The sequence below is a fragment of the Kitasatospora sp. NPDC001660 genome, from assembly GCF_053596725.1.
Genome location: NZ_JBSFGU010000029.1, coordinates 39,723 through 57,960 on the forward strand (window position 1 = coordinate 39,723; position 18,238 = coordinate 57,960).

The following is an 18,238-nucleotide window of genomic DNA, read 5'->3' on the forward strand; positions in this document are numbered from 1 at the left end:
CGCGCCGGACGGGGTGGCACGCTGGGGCACCGTACATACGGCCCGGGGCGCCAGGAGGTCCGCCGCACCGGGCCCGGGTTCGACCGGGCGGTCGAGCCGGTAGGTCAGGCGTTCTGGTGGTGTCGCCCGGGCGGGTGGTGTCCGCCGGGGACCGGAACCTTCGGGGGTGTCCGGGCGTGCCAACGGACGGGACGTGCACGGTCCGTCGGGGGACGGGCCGGACCGGCGGCAGGGACGGGGTGCCGTGAGCGGGCGGGAACGGATGACGGCAGGTGGTTGGCTGATGGACGCGAGCAGCGCGGCGCAGGACCGGTCGGGGCGGGTGGCCGGGGAGGACGGGCCCGCCATGGAGCGGCTGGGCCTGGAGCAGCTGCGGACCCTGCGCCGGGAGACGCTGGAGCAGGAGGCCGACCTCTCCTACCTGCGGCGGCTGCTGCACGGTCGGATGGACATCCTGCGCGCCGAGCTGGACCGCCGCCCCGGCGGCCCGCTGCGGCAGGCGGGGGCGGGCAGCACCGAAGGGCCGTCCGGCGACCTGCTGGACCGGCTGCCGGCCATCCTCAGCGACGCGCCCTCCACCGTGCGGCGCTCGGCCCGGCACGTCACGCTCGGGCCGCCGCGCGGGTACGAGTCGCAGCTGGAGGCGGACGCGTTGATGGGCGACGTCCAGCTCGCCGACCTGGCCGCGCACTCGGCCGAGGAACTGCTCGCCGCGCTGGAGCGGCTGCGGGCCCACGAGCGCGAGGTGTCCGGGCGGCGCCAACGGCTGCTGCGCACCGCGGACGGTTGCAACGCCGAGATCACCCGCAGGTACCGTGATGGGGAAGCACGGGTCGACGACCTGCTCGCGGGCGGCCCCCTCTGACCCAGGTGAGGCACCATGGGCGGGTGGGGCCCGGCTCGCCCCGGTCCACCCCTGCCCCGGAAGGCCCCGTCATGTCCCAGTCCGCCACCCCGACCGTTCTCGCCGAGGTCATACGCTCGGGTTTCACCGAGGGGCGGCACCACGGCTCGCTTGTGCTGCTCGCCGCCGACGGTTCGGTCGAGTTCGCGCTCGGCGCCCCCGACGCGCCGGTGTTCCCGCGGTCGACCGCCAAGCCGTTCCAGGCGGTGGCCACGTTGCGGGCCGGGCTGGAGATCGGCGGTGAGCTGCTGGCGCTGGCCGCCTCCAGCCACTCCGGAGAAACGTTTCATCGCGCGGGCGTGCGGACGATCCTGGCCTCCGCCGGGCTGGACGAGTCCGCCCTGCGCACCCCGGCCGACCTGCCGCTCGACGAGACCGAGGCCGAGCTGCTGCTGCGCTCCGGCGGCGAGCGCGCCCCGATCCTGATGGACTGCTCCGGCAAGCACGCCGGCTGGCTCGCCGCGTGCGTCGCCAACGGCTGGGACACCGAGGGCTACCTCGACCCGGCCCACCCCATTCAGCTGCTGGCCCGGGAGGCGCTGGAGGAGGCCACCGGCGAGACCGTCGGCCACGCCGGTGTGGACGGCTGCGGCGCGCCCCTGCTGGCCGTCTCCCTGACCGGCCTGGCCCGCGGCTACCGGGAGCTCGTGCTGGCCGCCGAGGGCACCCCGCAGCGCCGGGTCGCCGACGCGATGCGCGCCCACCCCGAGTACGTGGCCGGCAGCCGCCGGGCCGACACCTGGCTCATGCGGGCCGTCCCGGGTGCGCTGTCCAAGATGGGCGCCGAGTCCGTCCAGGTCGTGGCACTGCCGGACGGGCGGGCGCTCGCCTTCAAGATCGACGACGGCGGGGAGCGGGCCCGCGGACCGGTCCTCGCGGCGGCGCTGCGCCGGCTCGGGGTGACGGGCGCGGACGAGACCGTCGAGCGGATCGGCGCGGCCCCGCTGCTCGGCGGCGGTGTGCCCGTCGGGCAGGTGCGGGCGGCGTTCTGACGTTCGCAGTGGCGGTCGGCGTGCGGGCGGACCGGGGGCGGTGCACGGTGGACCTGGGGCCGTCGCACAGTTGAGGAGCTTCGCCATGACCGAGCACGTGTACCGGGTGACCGAGATCGTCGGGTCCTCGACCGAGAGCGTCGACGCCGCCATCCGCAACGGGGTGGAACGGGCCTCCCGGACGCTGCGCAACCTCGACTGGTTCGAGGTGACGCAGGTCCGGGGGCACCTGGAGGACGGGCAAGTCAAGCACTACCAGGTCGGGCTGAAGATCGGCTTCCGGCTGGAGGACTGACACCTACCGTTCGGGCGGCAACCAGCGGCACGCCCGTGTGCGGGTGCGCCGGCACCTCGGCGGCGGCGCCACCGCGTTCGTCCGCGGCCGACGGACCGCGCGGTCCTGACGCATCCCCGGGACGCGCGACGGCCCCGGCGGGCAGCTGCTCGCCGGGGCCGTCCGGTCGGCCGCGGACCGGTCTCAGGACGCCAGCGGGTACCGGGCGTCCAGGTCGTGGAAGACCGCGCCGTTGAGGACGAAGGCGCGCTTGCACTCCTCGACCACCCGGCGCCGCTCCATCTCGTCCATCGCCAGTCCGGCCGCGTCCAGCTTGGCGCGGTACCCGCGCTTGAAGGCCGCCGGGTTCCCGACCTCCTCGAAGACGTAGAACCGGACGCCGTCGCCCTTGCGCTCGAAGCCCCAGGTCCTCTCCGCCACGCCGCGGATGATCTGCCCGCCGGAGAGGTCGCCCAGGTAGCGGGTGTAGTGGTGCGCGAGGTAGCCGGCCGGCCACTCGGCGGCCAGCTCCTCCACCCGCGCCGCGTACGCGGCGGTGGCCGGCAGCGGTGCCAGGCCGTCCCGCCAGTCCGGCCCGCGCAGGTGCGCCAGGTCGTGCTCGATGGCGGCGGTGCGCAGCAGTGCCCGGTCGATGAACGGGCCGGCCAGCGGGTGCTCCGCCAGTTGCTCCGTACGGCCCTCCAGCGCCCGGTAGACGTACCAGAGCTGTCCGGTGAGGTCGGCGTAGGCCTCGACCCCGAGCCGCCCGCCGAGCAGGCGGCTCATGAACGAGGACTGCTCCGCGGCCTCGTGCTCCTCGCTGCTGGCGGTACGGAGCACGGTGGAGAACGGGACGGGCTCGGGCGTGGGCATGCGGCCTCCAGGGATCGGAATCAGGCCCGGCAGTTCTTGGTTGGCCCAACCTCATGAACCATCATGCCGACAGCCTGTCGGGAACCACTCGGAACCCACGATGTACCCCGGCCCCGGACACGGCAAGGGCCGGGGCCCGCGGACGAATCCGCGAACCCCGGCCCCAGGCTGCCCCGACCTACCTCGAACCGCGTCGATCGAACGAGATCGGAACGGCGGCTCAGTGGCCGCCCTGCTCCGCCAGACGCTTGATCGAAGCGGTGACCTCGGCCTCGGCCTCGGCGCGGCCGACCCAGTTGGCGCCCTCGACGGACTTGCCGGGCTCGAGGTCCTTGTAGACCTCGAAGAAGTGCTGGATCTCCAGGCGGTCGAACTCCGACACGTGGTGGATGTCCCGCAGGTGCTCCCAGCGCGGGTCGGTCGCCGGGACGCACAGCAGCTTGTCGTCGCCGCCGGCCTCGTCGGTCATGTGGAACATGCCGATCGCGCGGCACTTGATCAGGCAGCCGGGGAAGGTCGGCTCGTCCAGGATCACCAGCGCGTCCAGCGGGTCGCCGTCCTCGCCGAGCGTGCCCTCGACGTAGCCGTAGTCGGCCGGGTAGCGGGTCGAGGTGAAGAGCATCCGGTCGAGCCGCAGGCGGCCGGTCTCGTGGTCGACCTCGTACTTGTTACGAGAGCCCTTCGGGATTTCGATAAGGACGTCGAACTCCAACGGTTCCTCCAAGGTAGGGACTGACAGAATCCAAGTGTCTCCTACGGGAGTGAGTGCTCGGGAAAGGGGCCGGTCGGTGGGAACAGGGGTCGGGGCGGGGCGCCGCCGGAGGGGGACGGCCGCAGGACTGTTCGGGGTGGCTCTGCTGGTCGCCGGGGCGGTCCTGACATCGGGCGGTGGTGCGTACGCTCAGCCGTCCCCGACGCCGGGCGGGCACAGCGCCGGGCACGGGGAGGGCGACCAGGAGGGCGACGAGAAGGGCGGCCGCGGGGGCGACCAAGGCGGCCAGGGGGATCAGGGCGGCCAGGGCGACCAGGGCAGGAGCGGCCACGGCAAGGGCAAGCGCTCCGGCGAGGCCGGCACCCAGGGCGCGGCCGACCCGGCCACCGGGGGCGGCGCCCCCGCCCCGAGCGGCAGCGCGTCCCCGCTCGCCCGCCCGGCCCCGGCGCCCGGTGCCGTCCTGGCCTCCGCCGAGGCCGGCCCGGACGCCGGCCTGCCCACCACCCAGGGCCTCCAGCAGGCGCTCGCCACGGCCCTCGCCGACCGGAGCCTCGGCACCGTCACCCTCGCCGTCGGGGACGCCGCCAGCGGCCGACTCCTGTACGGCTCCGGCGAGAACACCCCGGCGACGCCGGCCTCCACCACCAAGCTCGCCACCTCGATCGCGGCCCTGTCGCTGATCCCCGGAGAAACCCGGCTCACCACCCGGGTGGTCAAGGGCGCCGGCCCCGGCGAGATCACCCTCGTGGGCGGCGGCGACCCGACGCTCACCGCGCTGCCCGCCGACCAGGTGCAGATCGGCGGCCTGCCCGTGGATGCCGACACCGCCCCCGCCTCGCTCGACGCGCTGGCCCGGCAGACCGCCGCCGCCCTGAAGGCGGGCGGCACGACGACGGTCAGGCTGGACTACGACCTGTCGATGTACACGGGCAACCCGGAGGACAAGAACTACGACGCGGAGAACCTCCCGCTCGTCGTCCCGCTGATGGCGGACGAGGGCAAGGCCGACCCGAAGAGCCGCGCGGACGCTCCGCCGCGCGTCGCCGACCCGGCCGGCGCGGCCGCCGACACCTTCGCCGTCCTGCTCAGGGCCCAGGGCATCACCGTGGAGGGCAAGGCCAAGCCGGCCGCCACCCCGGCCGCCGCCACCGCCCCCGTCCTCGGCCGGGTCGACTCGCCGACCGTCGACCGGCTGGTCGAACGGCTCCTCACCACCTCCGACAACACCATCGCCGAGGCGATCGCCCGGCAGGCGGCCATCGCCGCCCACCAGCCCGCCAGCTTCGAGGGCGCCGCCACCGCGGTGAAGCAGGAACTCGCCCGGCTCGGCGTGCCGATGACGAACGTGTTCCTGGGCGACGGCAGCGGCTTCGACTCCGACAACGCGATCCCGCCGGCCGTCCTGGTCCAGCTCCTCGCCCTGGCCGCCTCCGACCAGCACCCCACCCTGCGCCCGGTCCTCACCGGCCTCCCGGTCGCCGGCTTCACCGGCACCCTCGGCAGCCGCTACGGCGCCGACTCGGGCGCCGCCGCCGCGGCCGGCCTGATCCGCGCCAAGACCGGCACCCTGCGCGGCGTCAACACCCTCGCCGGCACCGTCGTCGACGCCGACGGCCGCCTCCTCACCTTCGCCGTCATGACCCACACCTCGGGAGACACCTCCGCCGACACCACCCGCGCGGCCATGGACCGTCTCGCCGCCCGCCTCACCACCTGCGGCTGCCGCTGACCACGCCCGGCGGCGCGGCCGCCGCGGCCCGCTCGGGCCCCTGCTGCCGCCCTCGGTGCGCCCGGGGGCGGTCGTGGTCGGGGCGAGGTCGTGCGTGCCCGGTCGGGTGGGGTTGGGGGTCGGCAGGACGGGGCAGGGCGTGGGTGGGGCGGGTGGCTGCCCCGGGTGGGGCTGAGCACGTACGGTGAGGACATGACGAGCGCGAGTGGCGGTTCTGACATGGTCGACTGGAATCTCGCGGTCGCTACCGCGACCAGGCTGGTGCGGCCGGGGCCGGAGGTGAGCCGGGCGGAGGCGGCGGCCGTGGTGGCCGAGCTGCGCCGGCACGCCCTGGCGGCCGAGGAGCACGTGCGGGGGTTCACCGGGATGCGGTCGGCGAGCCTGTCCGACGCCGTCGCGACGCCCGTGCTCGTGGTGGACCGCCCGGGGTGGGTGCGGGCCAACGTGGCGGGGTTCCGGACGGTCGTCCAGCCGCTGGTGGAGAAGCTCCAGGCGCGTCGGGCGAACAGTCCGGCCGCGGGCGTGTTCGGCTCGGTGGGGGAGAAGGCCACCGGCATCGAGGTGGGCGCGCTGCTGGCGTTCCTGGCGACCAGGGTGCTCGGACAGTACGAGACCTTCGCCCCCGCGGAGCCCTCGCTGGAGGCGCCGGACAGCCCGGCCGCCCTGTTCGACAAGCCGCGGCTCGGCCCGGCCGGGCCCGGTCCGGGCCGGCTGCTGCTGGTGGCGCCGAACATCGTGCACGTCGAGCGGGAACTGGACGTCGACCCGTCCGACTTCCGGCTCTGGGTGTGCCTGCACGAGGAGACCCACCGCACGCAGTTCACGGCGGTGCCCTGGCTGCGCGACCACATCCAGTCCGAGGTGCAGTCGTTCCTGGGCGAGACGGACGTCGACCCGGGCGCCCTGCTGGACCGGCTGCGGGACGCGGCCGGCGCGCTGGGCGGCGGGCTGCCGGGCTCCGGCGGCCGGGAGCCCGCCGGAGCGGCCTCCACCGGGCTGCTGGAGATCGTCCAGACGCCCGCGCAGCGCGAGATCCTGGGCCGGCTGACGGCGGTCATGTCGCTGCTGGAGGGCCACGCGGACGTGGTGATGGACGGGGTCGGCCCCTCGGTGGTGCCGACGGTCGCGGAGATCCGGGAGAAGTTCCAGCAGCGCCGGGACCGCGGCGCGAACCGGCTGGACCTGATCCTGCGCCGGCTGCTCGGGATGGACGCCAAGCTGCGCCAGTACCAGGACGGCGCGGTGTTCGTCCGGGGCGTGGTCGAGCGGGTCGGGATGGACGGGTTCAACCGCGTCTGGACGTCTCCGAACACCCTGCCGACCAAGGAGGAGATCCACGACCCGGCCGCGTGGGTCGCCCGCGTCGCGCGCTGACGGGGCAGCAGCGGACCGCCGCCGGTCGGCGGCGGTCAACCGGGTTTCAAACCCGTTCGTACGAGTGGTCCAATCGGGCGGACCGAGGGAGAAGATACGTTTCTCCATTCACCCGAACGTGGGACGGTGGTCGTACTGGTGGCGCGGGTGGCGTAGCGGGTCGCTCCTTTCTGCCACCATCTGTGAGCGCCCGGTAACAGGGTGCTCACACGTGCGCGGCCCCCGCCGCGCCCACCGCCGTCCTGTCCCCCTCCGTCGAGGAGTCGTCCGCCGTGGGCCCACATCCCGCCGTCGCCGCGATACGCCTGGCCGTACGCCGCACGCTCACCGACCTCGCCGCCGAGGCCGGTTCCACCTTCACCGCGCCCGCCCGCGAGTCCCGCGGACGCCCGGCCGGCGCGCCGCTGGTCGGCGCCGCCGTCGGCACCACGCTGATCGGCAACGCCGCCCGGCACCCGTCCGGGCTGCCCCGCACCCCGGCCGCGCCCGGCTCGCCGCTCGTCCTGGTCGCCGTCAGCGGCGGCGCGGACTCCATGGCGCTGGCCATCGCCGCCGCCTTCGAGGCCCCCAAGATCGGCCTGCGGGTCGGCGCCGTCACCGTCGACCACGGCCTCCAGGCGGGCTCCGCCGAGCGCGCCGCCCAGGTGGCCGAGCGGCTGCGTTCGCTGGGTCTGGACCCGGTCGAGGCGATCCCGGTCCGGGTGGGCAGCGCCGGCGGCCCGGAGGCGGCCGCCCGGGAGGCCCGCTACGCCGCCCTGGACGAGGCCGCGGAGCGCCACGGTGCGATCGCCGTGCTGCTCGGTCACACCCGGGACGACCAGGCCGAGACGGTCCTGCTGGGTCTGGCCCGCGGCTCGGGCGCCCGCTCGCTGGCCGGGATGCCCGCGCAGAAGGGCCGCTACCGCCGCCCGCTGCTGGAGCTGGACCGGGCCGCCACCCGGCAGGCCTGCTCCGCCCAGTCGATCCCGGTCTGGGACGACCCGCACAACTGCGACCCCGCCTACACCCGCTCCCGGGTGCGCCACGAGGTGCTGCCGGTGCTGGAGAAGCACCTGGGCGGCGGCGTGGTCGAGGCGCTGGCCCGCACCGCCCGGCTGTTCCGCGACGACGCCGATGCGCTCGACCAGTGGGCCGCCCTGGCCGAGCGCGACCTTCGGGCCGGCGAAGGCGCCCTGGACGCCGTCAAACTGGCCGAGCTGCCGCCCGCCGTCCGCCGCCGGGTGCTGCGCCGGGCCGCTCTTCGGGCGGGCTGTCCGGCCGGCGACCTGTTCGCCCGGCACCTGGAAACCGTCGACCAGCTGGTCACCGGATGGAGGGGTCAGGGGCCGCTGCACCTACCCGGGGGCGTCGAGGCCACCCGCAGGTGTGGCACGCTGGTCTTTCGGCGGCAGGGCGACTGACGGGCGGGCATGCCCCGGGGGAGCCGGCCGCCGGCCACACAGACCCCGAACGTTTGAGGACGTATCCCCGGTGGACCAGAACGACATGGGCGCTGACCTCGCGAAGGTGCTCATCAGCAAGGACGAGATCGACGCCAAGCTCCTGGAGCTGGCCGAGCGCATCGACCGGGACTACGCAGGCAAGGACCTGCTGATCGTCGGCGTCCTCAAGGGGGCCGTGATGGTCATGGCCGACCTCGCCCGGGCGCTGCACTCCCAGGTCACCATGGACTGGATGGCCGTGTCGTCCTACGGTATGGGCACCAAGTCCTCCGGCGTGGTGCGGATCCTCAAGGACCTCGACACCGACATCGCCGGCCGGGACGTCCTGATCGTCGAGGACATCATCGACTCCGGCCTGACGCTGTCCTGGCTGCTGGGCAACCTGGGCTCGCGCGGCCCGGCCTCGCTGGAGGTCTGCACCCTGCTGCGCAAGCCGGACGCGGCCAAGGTCGAGATCGACGTGAAGTACGTCGGCTTCGACATCCCCAACGAGTTCGTGGTCGGCTACGGCCTCGACTACGCGGAGAAGCTGCGTAACCTGCCGTTCATCGGTACTCTCGCGCCGCACGTCTACGGCGGCTGAGAGCCCCGTTCGGGCTACGGGCGGGAACAGTAGGTTGTTCTCGCCCGTTGGACCGGGGGACAAAGAACTACAACCGTGTCGCTCTGCTCCCGCCATCGGTGGGTTCGACTGCGGTACGGTCCAATAAACCGCTCTTCACATGAGCACCGATTCGGATGCGCCGCGGCCCACAGCCCCCCGGCGCCGTTGAGTGGCAGGAGGGACGGGGCGGCAACGCCCCGCATGGATGGACGTCAAGCGATACTTCCGTGCGCCGATCATGTGGATCGTGCTGGCCGTCCTCGCCGTCATCGTCTTGATGCAGGTCGTTTCGGATTCGAACGGCTACAAGACGGTGGACACCGGTCAGGTGGTCGCGGCGATCGACGCGAAGCAGGTCAAGTCCGCGCAGATCACCACTGGTGACTCGAACACGATCAAGATCCAGCTGAAGGACGGCGCCACGCTGTCCGGCGCGGGTACGGGCAAGGTCCCGTCCGGTAGCAAGTTCCAGGCCTCGTACATCGGCGACCAGGGTGTCGCGATCGCCGACAAGCTGCAGGCCCAGATCAACGACAACGACCAGAGCACGCTCGCCGAGGGCTACACCATCAGCCCGGAGAAGCAGAGCACCTTCGTCAGCCTGCTGCTGTCGATGCTGCCGATCGTGATCATCGTCCTGGTCTTCCTGTTCCTGATGAACCAGATGCAGGGCGGCGGCTCGCGGGTCATGCAGTTCGGCAAGTCCAAGGCCAAGCTGCTCACCAAGGACACCCCCAAGACCACCTTCGCCGACGTCGCCGGCGCCGACGAGGCGGTCGAGGAGCTCCACGAGATCAAGGAGTTCCTCCAGGAGCCGGCCAAGTTCCAGGCCGTCGGCGCCAAGATCCCCAAGGGCGTGCTGCTCTACGGCCCGCCCGGCACCGGCAAGACCCTGCTGGCGCGCGCCGTCGCGGGCGAGGCCGGGGTGCCGTTCTACTCCATCTCCGGTTCGGACTTCGTCGAGATGTTCGTCGGTGTCGGCGCCAGCCGCGTCCGCGACCTGTTCGAGCAGGCCAAGGCGAACGCCCCGGCGATCGTCTTCGTCGACGAGATCGACGCCGTCGGCCGGCACCGCGGCGCGGGTCTCGGCGGCGGCCACGACGAGCGCGAGCAGACCCTCAACCAGCTGCTGGTCGAGATGGACGGCTTCGACGTCAAGGGCGGCGTGATCCTGATCGCCGCGACCAACCGCCCCGACATCCTGGACCCGGCGCTGCTGCGCCCGGGCCGCTTCGATCGCCAGATCGCGGTGGAGCGCCCCGACCTCCAGGGCCGTCTGGACATCCTCAAGGTGCACCAGAAGGGCAAGCCGATCGCGCCCGACGTCGACCTGTCGGCCGTCGCCAAGCGCACCCCCGGCTTCACCGGCGCGGACCTGTCGAACGTCCTCAACGAGGCCGCTCTGCTGACCGCCCGCTCGGACAAGAAGCTGATCGACAACGGCATCCTGGACGAGGCGATCGACCGCGTCGTGGCCGGTCCGCAGAAGCGCACGCGGATCATGTCCGACAAGGAGAAGAAGATCACCGCGTACCACGAGGGCGGCCACGCCCTGGTCGCGGCGGCCTGCCAGTACAGCGACCCGGTGCACAAGATCACCATCCTGTCCCGCGGCCGGGCCCTCGGCTACACGATGGTGCTGCCGGACGAGGACAAGTACTCCACCACCCGCAACGAGATGCTCGACCAGCTGGCCTACATGCTGGGCGGCCGCGCGGCGGAGGAGCTGGTCTTCCACGACCCGACCACCGGTGCCTCGAACGACATCGAGAAGGCCACCGCGACGGCCCGGGCCATGGTCACCCAGTACGGCATGACCGAGCGCCTCGGCGCGATCAAGTTCGGCACCGACAACTCGGAGCCGTTCCTGGGCCGCGAGATGGGCCACCAGCGCGACTACTCGGAGGAGGTCGCCGGGCTGGTCGACGAGGAGGTCAAGAAGCTCATCGAGGCCGCGCACAACGAGGCCTGGGAGATCCTGGTCGAGAACCGCGACGTGCTCGACAACCTGGTCCTGGAGCTCCTGGAGAAGGAGACCCTCAACAAGGAGCAGATCGCCGAGATCTTCGCCCCGGTCGTCAAGCGCCCGGCCCGGCCGGCCTGGACGGGCTCCGCCCGCCGCACGCCGTCCACCCGGCCACCGGTGCAGTCGCCGAAGGAGCTGGCGCTCACCAACGGCGCCGCCGCCACGGCCGACACCGCCCCGGTCGACATCGTGAAGCTCCCGCCGCTGCCGACCGCGGAGCCGCCCGCGGAGGGCTGATCCACGGGTCCCGGGCGGACCTCAGGACGGAATGGATGCCGCGTCACCAGGGTTTGTACCCTGGAGGCGCGGCATCCGTGCTGTTCGCCCCGATGTTTCCCCTAGTAAGCGAGGCCCGCATGATCGACCCGGTGACGCTCGACGGTCCGTCCGCCGTCGGGACCTTCGACCAGAAGCGGGCCGAGAACGCCATCCGCGAGCTGCTGCTCGCCGTCGGGGAGGACCCGGACCGCGAGGGGCTGCTGGAAACCCCGGCCCGGGTCGCGCGCGCGTACAAGGAGATATTCGCGGGCCTCTGGCAGGAGCCGGAGGACGTCCTGACGACCACCTTCGACCTCGGCCACGACGAGATGGTGCTCGTGAAGGACATCGAGCTGACGTCCGTCTGCGAGCACCACCTGGTGCCGTTCCGCGGGGTGGCGCACGTCGGGTACATCCCGTCCACCAGCGGCAAGATCACCGGCCTGTCCAAGCTGGCCCGGCTGGTCGACGTCTACGCCCGCCGCCCGCAGGTGCAGGAGCGGCTGACCAGCCAGGTCGCCGACGCACTGATGCGGATCCTGGAGCCGAGAGGCGCCATCGTCGTCGTCGAGTGCGAACACATGTGCATGTCGATGCGCGGGATCCGCAAGCCGGGCGCCAAGACCATCACGTCCTGCGTCCGCGGGCAGCTGCGCGACCCGGCCACCCGGGCCGAGGCGATGAGCCTCATCATCGGGCGCTGACCCGCAGCGGCGCTCAAAGCGCCTCGTGCTCGGAGTGCGGCGGCGCCGGGGTGCCCAGGGCGTTGCGGCGCTCGGGCATCCGCAGCCGCACCATCCGCCGCCAGCCGAACGCGCGGTCGTACAGGTAGAGGGCGCGCACCCCGAGGGAGACGGCCGCCAGCTGCCAGCGCGGCCAGCGCAGGATCCGGGCCATCCGCGCGGTCACCGCGAGGCCGACGTCCCGGTGGGTGCGGATCTCGCCGCGGGCGCTGGCCTCCAGGGTGTGCCGGATGTACGGACCGTGGCCCTCGGCCCGCAGCCGCAGCAGCTCCTCGTGGCAGTACGCGAGGTGGTTGTCCTCGTCGGCGGAGATCATCCGCATCGCGCGGCCGAGGTCGGGGTTGTCCCCGTACACCTTGACCAGCAGGCGCATCTGCTCGGCCGCCCGCTGCTCGGTGACCCGGCTGTGCGCGAGGTAGGTGATGATCTCGCGGTCGGTCAGCGGGATGTCGCTGTTCAGCCGTTCGTGGGCCAGGCCGACGCCCTGGGCCTCCAGCAGCATGCAGTAGTCGGCGTCGGCGGGAACGGTGACCTTGGGCAGGCCGCGCTTGTTCAGCAGCTGGGTGAAGATCCGGCCGTGCTTGCGCTCGTCGGCGCCGTGCCGGGCGACCTTCGGGGCGAGGGCCGGGTCCCGGGTGAGCGTGGTGATCCGCTCGTTCTCCCAGCCGCCCTGATCCTCGCCGCCGGCCGCGATGCTGCAGAACAGCTGGTAGGCCTCGTCGTTGCGGTAGATCTCGTTGAAGAGCGAGCGGGTGCTCAGCACGGCGCCTCCTGCGCGGATCCGGGGCGGCGCCCGCCGCGGGTCGGGCGGGCGGTCGCGATACGTTCCCTCCGGGCCGCCGGCCGGGCGGGCCGACCGGCGGGTAATCACCCGCACGTGCTAGCCGAGGTGCGCGCCCACCCACTCCAGCGAGGCCGGCAGCTCCCGGATCCAGCTGTCCCAGTTGTGGCCGCCGTCGTCCAGGTAGAGCGACTCGACCTTGAACTGCGGGTTGCTCGCGGCGACCTGCTGCGCCTGGTCGACGAACTGGACGGTCTGCGGGTAGTCCGACTCCTTGCGCGTGGAGACCACGAGGAGGGAGAGGGCCGGGGCCGGGAGGTTCTGCAGCCGCCAGCCGAGGTCGCTCTGCTGGGTGAGGTTCTTGTCGCTGTTGAAGAGGTTGCCGCCGGTGAACTGGTCCTCGCGCACGCTGAAGTCGCCGTGCAGGCCGACCGCGCTGCCGTAGACGTTGGGGAAGCGCATCGCCAGCCGCATCGCGCAACTGCCGCCGGTCGAGTAACCGAAGACGCCCCAGGAGGTGGCCGAACGGCCGGTCCGGTAGGTGGTGCTCAGCGCCTCCGGGACGTCCTTGACGAACCAGGTCTCCGCGCGCGGGCCGCCGGGGACGTCCACGCACTCGGTGTCGCGCGGCGGGGCGACCGTCGGACGGGCCAGGACGATGATGGTCGGCGGCATCTTGCCGTTCTTCTGCAGGTCCGCCGCGGTCTGGACGACCGGCAGCTCCTTCAGCATGTTCAGCGTGGTGCCGGGGAAGCCGGCGATGCCCACCATGACCGGGAAGCGGACCAGGGCGAACTTCGGGTCGAAGTACTCCGGCGGCAGGTAGACGAACATCTGGTCGGTGTAGCCCGTCTCCTTGCCGCTCACCCGGACCGACTCGATCTTGCCGACCTCCTCGGGGGCGCCCTTGGGCAGGTTGGGGACCGTCTCCAGGCCGCCCTCGTCGGTGGGCTGGATCAGCGCGTCCGAGACCGGGGTGCCGCCCTTGTGGTTCTCGTTGCTGGTCAGGACGAGCTTGGTGCCGCCGGGGTTGAGCAGGTCGTCCCAGGAGGTGTAGAACCCGAAGGAGTTGTTCACCGACAGCGCCAGCACGGCCAGCACCGAGGTCTGAGTGACAGTCAGCAGGCCGATCCGGCCGAGGACCGGCAGCGGGCTCTGCCGGGCGAGCCGGGGCCAGATCCAGAGGGTGGTGACGAGAGCCGCAGCGCCGAGTGCGAGCAGCGAGTTCACCAGCGCGTCGCTGGTCAGTTCCATGCCGTCGGCCTTCCGGTAGGACCCTGTCGGTGCACGCTTCATCGTCTGGCGGTCCGTCAGGCGGGGCCACCGAGGCTAGGCTGTCCGGACGCCGGGACCGTCGGGGAGGCCGGGGGCGAACGCGGGCAACCGGCGCCCTAGAATGCGGCGTCCACCGTACGTAACGCGTCCCGGAGGTCCCCGTCGCGCCACGCGGCGGTGGCCCCGGCTCCCACCCCTGGCTCAATCGCAGCGCGCCTCGACACCGGTTTACCGTCCGTTTCCGGTTTCTTTGCGTGCGTATGGCCTGATGAAGGAAAAGGCATGAAGGTCCATCACACGTGCTCCCCCGGAGTGACAGGACAGCTCCCCACAGCCTCTACGCTGAGCTCCCATGAGTGTTCCCGTGTCCGATGAGCCGAGCCCCGAGCAGCCGCGCCGCCGTCGCGGTCTGCAGACGCTTCGCAACCAGGCCGCTGCCGTCCCGAGGGCCTGGCTGCCCGGCGCGGTCGGCTACGCCTGTCTGCTGATCGGACTGGTGGACATCGCCAGTGCGGTGTTCCCCAAGCTCCGGCACACCAGGATGCACACCGTCGCCGGACAGCTGCCGGGCGGGACCACCTCCCTGGCCGCGGTCGGCACGATGATGATCGGCATCCTGCTGGTGCTGCTCGCGCACGCGCTGCGCCGGCGCAAGCTCCGGGCCTGGCGTGCGGTCTGCGTCCTGCTGCCGGTCGGCGCCGCGCTGCACATCGTGCGCTGGCACCAGATCGGCCCGGCCGTCGTCTCCCTCGTGGTCCTCGCCGTGATGCTCGTGCACCGGCGCGAGTTCTACGCCAAGGCCGACCCGCGCACCCGCTGGCGCGCGCTCGTCAACCTGATCGCCATGGGCACCGTCAGCGTCCTGCTCGGTCTCATGATCGTCAGTGTCCGGACCCGCTACGAGGTCGGCCACCCGGGCCTGTACGAGCGCCTCCAGCACGTCGCCTACGGCCTGTTCGGCTTCGAGGGCCCGATCCGCTACACCAACGCGCGGATGTCCGACCTGGTCGCCTACCTGCTCGGCGGGCTCGGCCTGCTGACCGCCTTCACCACCGCCTACCTGGCGCTGCGCCCGGGCAAGCCGAAGCCCGAGCTCACCGCGGAGGACGAGGAGAAGGTCCGCGCCCTGCTCGACCGGCACGGCGAGCGCGACTCGCTCGGCTACTTCGCGCTGCGCCGCGACAAGAGCGTGCTGTTCTCGCCCACCGGCAAGGCCGCCATCTCCTACCGGGTGGTCTCCGGCGTGATGCTCGCCTCCGGCGACCCGGTCGGCGACGTCGAGGCCTGGCCCGGCGCGATCAAGGTCTTCATGGCCGAGGCCCGCGAGCACGCCTGGGTGCCCGCCGTCATGGGCTGCAGCGAGGTCGGCGGCGAGGTCTGGACCCGCGAGGCGAACCTGGACGCCCTAGAGCTGGGCGACGAGGCGATCGTCGACACCGCCGCGTTCTCGCTCTCCGGCCGGGCCATGCGCAACGTCCGCCAGATGGTCAAGCGGATCGAGCGCAACGGCTACTCCTGCAAGGTGCGCCGCGTCTCCGAGCTCGCCCTCGACGAGAAGTACCGGATCGCCGATGCCGCCGCCCGCTGGCGCGGCACCGACACCGAGCGCGGCTTCTCGATGGCCCTCGGCCGCTTCGGCGACCCGCTCGACGACGACTGCGTCGTGGTCACCGCCCACAAGGAGCCCGAGGAGGGCGAGAGCGGCGACGACCTGAAGGCCGTGCTGCACTTCGTGCCGTGGGGCCCGGACGGCATCTCGCTGGAGCTGATGCGCCGCGACCGCGCCGCCGACCCCGGCCTGAACGAGCTGCTGATCGTCGCCGCCCTGCAGGCCGTGCCCGCTCTGGGCATCCGCCGGGTGTCGCTCAACTTCGCGATGTTCCGCTCGGCGCTGGCCCGCGGCGAGCGGATCGGCGCCGGACCGGTGCTGCGGGCCTGGCGCGGGCTGCTGGTCTTCCTGTCGCGCTGGTTCCAGATCGAGTCGCTGTACAAGTTCAACGCCAAGTTCCAGCCCGAGTGGGAGCCGCGCTTCCTGGTCTTCCCGAACACCCGGGACCTGCCGCGGATCGGCTTCGCCGCGATGCAGGCCGAGGCCTTCATCACCCTCGGCATGCCGCGCTTCGGCCGCAAGCGCCAGCGCGAGGGCCTGATGCCGGCCTCCGGCGCCGGCCAGGTCACCGAGGCCGCCTGAGGCACCGCAGGACCGTTCCGGGGCCCCCGCCGAGCATCCTCGGCGGGGGCCCCGTTCGATAATGAGGGCATGAGCAATTCGCCGTCCTTCTCCGTTCCGGCCGGACTTCCGCGGCTTGACCGCTGCGCCGTGATGGGCGTGGTCAACGTCACGCCCGACTCCTTCTCGGACGGCGGGCTGTGGCACGACCCGGCGCGCGCGATCGCGCACGGCCTCGCGCTCCGGGCCCGCGGTGCGGACCTGGTGGACGTCGGCGGCGAGTCCACCCGGCCCGGCTCCCAGCGGGTGACCGAGGAGGAGGAGCTCGGCCGGGTCCTGCCCGTCGTGCGCGAGCTGGCCGACGCCGGGGTCGTGGTCTCCATCGACACCATGCGCGCTTCCGTCGCCGAGCAGGCCGTGGCGGCCGGCGCCGCGATCGTCAACGACGTCTCCGGCGGGCTCGCCGACCCGGCCATGGCCCGTGTCGTCGCCGAGACCGGCGCGCCGTTCGTGGTGATGCACTGGCGCGGGCAGTCCGCCGACATGGACCGGCTGGCCGTCTACGGCGACGTCGTCGAGGACGTCGTCGCCGAGCTGACCGCGCGGGTGGACGCGCTGGTGGCGGCCGGCGTCAAGGAGGAGCAGCTGATCCTCGACCCGGGGCTGGGCTTCGCCAAGACCGCCGAGCACAACTGGGCGCTGCTCGGCCGGCTGGAGGCGCTCACCGCGCTCGGCCGTCCCGTCCTCGTCGCCGCATCGCGCAAGCGGTTCCTGGGTACGCTGCTCGCCGACCCGGAAACCGGGGAACTGCGCCCGGCCAGGGAGCGCGACGACGCGACCGCTGCGGTGTCGGTGCTCTCGGCCCGGGCCGGAGCCTGGGCGGTGCGGGTGCACGACGTGTCCGGCACGGCGGATGCCGTCCGGGTGGTCGCGGCCTGGCAGCGCGCGGCCCGGTTGGGGTAGGACGGGAGGGTCTGTGGCAGGTGACGGCAGGTTGAGCGGGGCCGCGGCGGGACGGGCGCACGACGCGGACGTGGAGGCCGTGCTCGCAGCGAACCGGGCGCTCTACGAGGCACTGGAGCTGGGTGACCTGGAGGCGGTCGAGGACGCCTGGCTGGGCGCCGCGGACGCGGACGACAAGGGCGGCGTGGTGTGCGTGCACCCGGGCTGGCCGGTCCTGCGCGGACGGGCCCAGGTGACCCGGTCGTACATGCTGATCATGATGAACACGGAGTACATCCAGTTCTTCCTGACCGATGTCGAGGCCGAGGTGCACGGCGATGTGGCCCTTGTCACGTGCACCGAGAACATCCTCTCCGGCGGCGAGGCCGAGGAGGAGGGGGAACTCGGTCCGCTGGTCGGCGGAAAGGTCGTCTCGACGAATCTCTTCCGCCGCACCCCGGCCGGCTGGAAGCTCTGGTCGCACCACGGTTCACCCGTGCTGACCAGCGGAGACGAGGACGACGAGGACTGATCGGGCGGGCCCGGGAAATCCGCCGCCGAGGTGTGGCCCGGGAATTTCGAAGCGGTCACCGAACGTTCACGTCAATCGCCGATTCGGCGTGCGTGGCGACGGTTCGTGCCGGGTAGGACGGTCAGACGTTGTCAGCGCCCGCAGGTAGATTCGAAACGGAGTGGCGGGCAGGCCGCCCGCTTCCGCCCTGCTCGTCCGTGCCGTTCCTCGGGCGGGGCCCGTCCGACTGGGAGCAGTGATTCGTTTGCTGGACCGCGTCACCCTGCGGGGTCTGCGAGCCCGGGGCCACCACGGCGTCTTCGAGCGCGAGCGCGTCGAGGGCCAGACCTTCGTGGTCGACCTCGTGCTGTACCTGGACACCCGCCCCGCCGCGGCCGGCGACGACCTGACCCGCACGGCGCACTACGGGATCGTGGCCGAGGAGGTCACCGCGATCATCGCCGGGGAGCCGGTCGACCTGATCGAGACCCTGGCGCAGCGCATCGCCGACCAGTGCCTCAAGCACGACGCGGTCGAGGAGGTCGAGGTGACCGTCCACAAGCCGGACGCCCCGATCACCGTGCCGTTCGACGACGTGACCGTGACCATCCACCGGACGCGCGCATGA

Annotated in this window: 17 protein-coding genes; 13 read left to right on the top strand and 4 right to left on the bottom strand. The window is 72.7% G+C overall.

What is annotated here, in order from left to right; genetic code table 11:
• Positions 1-283 precede the first annotated feature (283 nt).
• From ACWCXH_RS26830 to ACWCXH_RS26840, 3 genes are all read left to right on the top strand, one after another.
• On the top strand, positions 284-865 hold the full coding sequence (locus ACWCXH_RS26830) for an RsiG family protein (RefSeq protein WP_449804031.1): 582 nt from the start codon (positions 284-286) through the stop codon (positions 863-865).
• A 71-nt stretch (positions 866-936) separates the two neighbouring features.
• Complete coding sequence (locus tag ACWCXH_RS26835; RefSeq protein WP_449804032.1) at positions 937-1,896, top strand: asparaginase; 960 nt, start codon at positions 937-939, stop codon at positions 1,894-1,896.
• 85 nt (positions 1,897-1,981) lie between these two features.
• Positions 1,982-2,191, top strand: coding sequence for a dodecin (locus ACWCXH_RS26840; RefSeq protein WP_449804033.1), 210 nt, complete (start codon positions 1,982-1,984; stop codon positions 2,189-2,191).
• Positions 2,192-2,374: 183 nt separating this feature from the next.
• On the opposite strand, the gene ACWCXH_RS26845 is transcribed toward ACWCXH_RS26840, so the two are convergent.
• Together ACWCXH_RS26845 and ACWCXH_RS26850 are read right to left on the bottom strand one after the other, a co-directional pair.
• A complete protein-coding gene (locus ACWCXH_RS26845; RefSeq protein WP_449804034.1) occupies positions 2,375-3,043 on the bottom strand; it encodes a biliverdin-producing heme oxygenase in 669 nt (222 codons plus the stop codon).
• 220 nt (positions 3,044-3,263) lie between these two features.
• Entirely contained in the window at positions 3,264-3,755 is a 492-nt protein-coding gene (locus tag ACWCXH_RS26850; RefSeq protein WP_030059594.1) for an inorganic diphosphatase, read from the bottom strand.
• A gap of 136 nt (positions 3,756-3,891) precedes the next feature.
• Here ACWCXH_RS26850 and dacB point away from each other — a divergent pair, with 136 nt between their 5' ends.
• From dacB to folE, 6 genes are all read left to right on the top strand, one after another.
• Positions 3,892-5,484, top strand: a complete 1,593-nt coding sequence (gene dacB, locus ACWCXH_RS26855) for a D-alanyl-D-alanine carboxypeptidase/D-alanyl-D-alanine endopeptidase (protein WP_449804035.1) — start codon at positions 3,892-3,894, stop codon at positions 5,482-5,484.
• Positions 5,485-5,676: 192 nt separating this feature from the next.
• Entirely contained in the window at positions 5,677-6,858 is a 1,182-nt protein-coding gene (locus ACWCXH_RS26860) for a zinc-dependent metalloprotease (RefSeq protein ID WP_449804036.1), read from the top strand.
• Between the two features lie 272 nt (positions 6,859-7,130).
• Positions 7,131-8,258 carry a tRNA lysidine(34) synthetase TilS gene (gene tilS / locus ACWCXH_RS26865; RefSeq protein ID WP_449804037.1) on the top strand — a complete coding sequence of 376 codons (1,128 nt, stop codon included), beginning with the start codon at positions 7,131-7,133 and terminating at the stop codon, positions 8,256-8,258.
• A gap of 70 nt (positions 8,259-8,328) precedes the next feature.
• Positions 8,329-8,883 (top strand): hypoxanthine phosphoribosyltransferase, encoded by a 555-nt coding sequence (gene hpt, locus ACWCXH_RS26870; protein WP_030059589.1) that lies wholly within the window; start codon positions 8,329-8,331, stop codon positions 8,881-8,883.
• A 226-nt stretch (positions 8,884-9,109) separates the two neighbouring features.
• The gene (ftsH, locus tag ACWCXH_RS26875; protein ID WP_449804038.1) at positions 9,110-11,167 is read left to right on the top strand and encodes an ATP-dependent zinc metalloprotease FtsH; all 2,058 of its coding nucleotides are present in this window, start codon (positions 9,110-9,112) and stop codon (positions 11,165-11,167) included.
• Between the two features lie 119 nt (positions 11,168-11,286).
• Positions 11,287-11,892, top strand: a complete 606-nt coding sequence (folE, locus tag ACWCXH_RS26880; RefSeq protein ID WP_449804039.1) for a GTP cyclohydrolase I FolE — start codon at positions 11,287-11,289, stop codon at positions 11,890-11,892.
• A 13-nt stretch (positions 11,893-11,905) separates the two neighbouring features.
• Here folE and ACWCXH_RS26885 read toward each other — a convergent pair whose 3' ends face one another.
• The gene (locus ACWCXH_RS26885) at positions 11,906-12,694 is read right to left on the bottom strand and encodes a ferritin-like domain-containing protein (RefSeq protein WP_449804040.1); all 789 of its coding nucleotides are present in this window, start codon (positions 12,692-12,694) and stop codon (positions 11,906-11,908) included.
• 117 nt (positions 12,695-12,811) lie between these two features.
• Positions 12,812-13,966 (bottom strand): alpha/beta hydrolase, encoded by a 1,155-nt coding sequence (locus ACWCXH_RS26890; RefSeq protein ID WP_449804041.1) that lies wholly within the window; start codon positions 13,964-13,966, stop codon positions 12,812-12,814.
• Positions 13,967-14,339: 373 nt separating this feature from the next.
• Here ACWCXH_RS26890 and ACWCXH_RS26895 point away from each other — a divergent pair, with 373 nt between their 5' ends.
• The 4 genes from ACWCXH_RS26895 to folB all read left to right on the top strand — a co-directional run bounded on the left by ACWCXH_RS26895 (position 14,340) and on the right by folB (position 18,238).
• A complete protein-coding gene (locus tag ACWCXH_RS26895; protein ID WP_449804042.1) occupies positions 14,340-16,178 on the top strand; it encodes a phosphatidylglycerol lysyltransferase domain-containing protein in 1,839 nt (612 codons plus the stop codon).
• A gap of 69 nt (positions 16,179-16,247) precedes the next feature.
• Positions 16,248-17,120, top strand: coding sequence for a dihydropteroate synthase (folP, locus tag ACWCXH_RS26900; protein WP_449804043.1), 873 nt, complete (start codon positions 16,248-16,250; stop codon positions 17,118-17,120).
• Positions 17,121-17,151: 31 nt separating this feature from the next.
• Complete coding sequence (locus ACWCXH_RS26905; RefSeq protein WP_449804044.1) at positions 17,152-17,631, top strand: nuclear transport factor 2 family protein; 480 nt, start codon at positions 17,152-17,154, stop codon at positions 17,629-17,631.
• A gap of 247 nt (positions 17,632-17,878) precedes the next feature.
• Complete coding sequence (gene folB, locus ACWCXH_RS26910) at positions 17,879-18,238, top strand: dihydroneopterin aldolase (protein ID WP_449804085.1); 360 nt, start codon at positions 17,879-17,881, stop codon at positions 18,236-18,238.